The sequence below is a fragment of the Synechococcus sp. genome (assembly GCF_982614295.1).
Map to the genome: position 1 here is coordinate 1 of NZ_CEXBMR010000097.1, position 2,135 is coordinate 2,135.

Annotated in this window: 4 protein-coding genes; 3 read left to right on the top strand and 1 reads right to left on the bottom strand. The window is 45.1% G+C overall.

The window, feature by feature from the left end; translation table 11 throughout:
• Positions 1–329 precede the first annotated feature (329 nt).
• Together AC2JC8_RS10115 and AC2JC8_RS10120 are read left to right on the top strand one after the other, a co-directional pair.
• Positions 330–674, top strand: a complete 345-nt coding sequence (locus AC2JC8_RS10115; RefSeq protein ID WP_484594688.1) for a hypothetical protein — start codon at positions 330–332, stop codon at positions 672–674.
• A 37-nt stretch (positions 675–711) separates the two neighbouring features.
• Positions 712–1,014 (top strand): hypothetical protein, encoded by a 303-nt coding sequence (locus tag AC2JC8_RS10120; RefSeq protein WP_484594689.1) that lies wholly within the window; start codon positions 712–714, stop codon positions 1,012–1,014.
• A gap of 156 nt (positions 1,015–1,170) precedes the next feature.
• Here the strand turns inward: AC2JC8_RS10120 and AC2JC8_RS10125 are convergent, their stop codons facing one another.
• Positions 1,171–1,506 (bottom strand): thermonuclease family protein, encoded by a 336-nt coding sequence (locus AC2JC8_RS10125; RefSeq protein WP_484594691.1) that lies wholly within the window; start codon positions 1,504–1,506, stop codon positions 1,171–1,173.
• Positions 1,507–1,736: 230 nt separating this feature from the next.
• On the opposite strand from AC2JC8_RS10125, the gene AC2JC8_RS10130 reads away from it, so the two are divergent.
• The coding region (locus AC2JC8_RS10130) for a tetratricopeptide repeat protein (protein ID WP_484594690.1) at positions 1,737–2,135 on the top strand (399 nt) is incomplete at its 3' end.

A 2,135-nucleotide genomic window follows, 5' to 3' on the forward strand; every position in this document is an offset into this window, starting at 1 on the left:
CCAGCTCCGCAACTGCAAGCTCAGTTTGGTTGCCTTCACCTGCGCGCAGCTCTAATAGCTTGCAACTTTCGCTCCAGCACAAAGCCAGCTGGCACCAGGGTCACAAGGTTGGCCACGATCATAAAGTGAAATTATCATTTCATTGATCTCATATTTATATAAACTTGCTTTGCTCAGATTTTTGCCCTTTTAAATACTAATAATTACAAATATTGAAATAGCATTCAAATACTCTAGGCTGTTGGAGGATGGCTGCCTCGTCATTTTTCGCAACGCTACTTACAAGCGCTTGTTATGGATCATAATGAGGATCATTGCTTGGGGACAGTATGAACCTATTAACTCTATTGGCATTAGGATTGGTGATTTGCGCCACATCTGTAAAAGCTCAATCCTCATTTGTCACTTTTACTGTTGCCAATCACTTCTGCGAAAAGGCGCGGCTAGGAATGGAGCCGATTGCTGCTTATCAAACAGCGTTTAGACGTGTCCTCGATAGACAATTTTACGACGCCGATTACGATTTACCGAACTGGAATACGTTTGTATCTAATGAAATGTACAGACTATGCCCAGCCGAATATTACAAACTAGTAAATGCATTAGCGGGAGAAGAGAAGAAAATTGCGCTTAAAAAGAAAGCTGCTGCAGAGGCAAAAAAAAGCTATTCTTGATGCAAAAAAAAGAGTCGCTAACGTTGATTGGCGCATATTGATAGATTCAGTCGAAAAGTCTAAAGATGAATGTATTGAATCCTCTATATATACAAGAGAATCTCAACTAACATCTTGCCAGAAAGTTCAACAAGCTTTTCAAGATATAGTGAATTTTGCCGGACCAGAGATAAAGGCATGTTGGACATCTGCAATGACTGGAGTAACTGAAGCAAAAGCACTTTCTAATACGAATAACATAACACTTTCTGAATTGAAAAGTGCCAGTATTAGTCGTGCTAAAATAATTAGTGCATTTGAAGACGTTGCTAAAAGTTGCGCCAATCCCATTATTAAATAAAATTACCCTTGATTATTAATCACAATATTGTTGAGTTGAGGGCCATGTCACCGCCTTTTTGTATGTACAATTGGTTGGAGTAATAATTTTGATAGCCAAATAATATGTACGGTTTGTTAAAAGCTAAATAGCGCTTGACTAAGACTTCAGTATTTATTACTTCAACCCTTCGCAAGCTTCCCCATCACCGTCGCCATCGAGGTATGTGTGGCCTTGTTTGAGTGGTTCCTGCGCTTTTGCCCAGGAACCAATTTGCTTACATCTATATCTACTGCCACTCTTCCTACCCCGCCTGTAATCCCAGGGCCGTTGAATGCCGCCAGGAACATGCCATACACCAAGGCTTTTTAAGCATGCTTCGTTTTCAAGGCGTGAATAGGTTTTACGATCACATCCTTCTATGTATTGCCAATAAACAAAAGCAGCACCTGTTGCCACAAGTGTTTGGTTGATATTGGTAGTTCCTTTTAATACCTCAGCCACTAATGGCATCACCCTTGATACCTCCTGCCGTTAGCGCAGTTGGTTACTTCAAGGCATTTCTCACAACTTTATGCTTCTTTCCACAGAATCTCAAGATCCTGCGCCTGTATGCAGGGCTGGCCCCAGAGATGTGAGTCGCATGGTGGCTGGTCCGGGTTACTGGGGATATGGTCTTAACAGGCGTTGCTCTCGACGCGGTTTCGGTAATGGCACTGACAGGATTTGCCACTAGCGCAGCGATGTCTTTGCTGATTGCGATGGGAGGCCTAGCGCTGCCTCCTTTGGGGATTGCTTCTGCTGATCCGCGGGTTGCACAGGCCACATCGCAAGTAGATGCGGGGCTGGATGCCGAGAAGGTGAAGCAGCTCGATGCAGAGGCCGAACGGCTTTATAAAGCCGGCAAGTATGCAGAGGCGACAGCGATTGCAGAACGAAGCTTGGCGTGGAGGGAGGTAGAGCTGGGGCCTGAGCACCCCGATACCGCCAACAGCATTAATAACTTGGCAGGGCTCTACTACTACCAGGGCCTTTATGCCAAGGCTGAGCCCCTATTCCAGCGTGCTCTTGCGATCCGAGAGAAAGCGCTGGGGCCTGAGCACCCCGATACCGCCAACAGCATTAATAACTTGGCAGGGCTC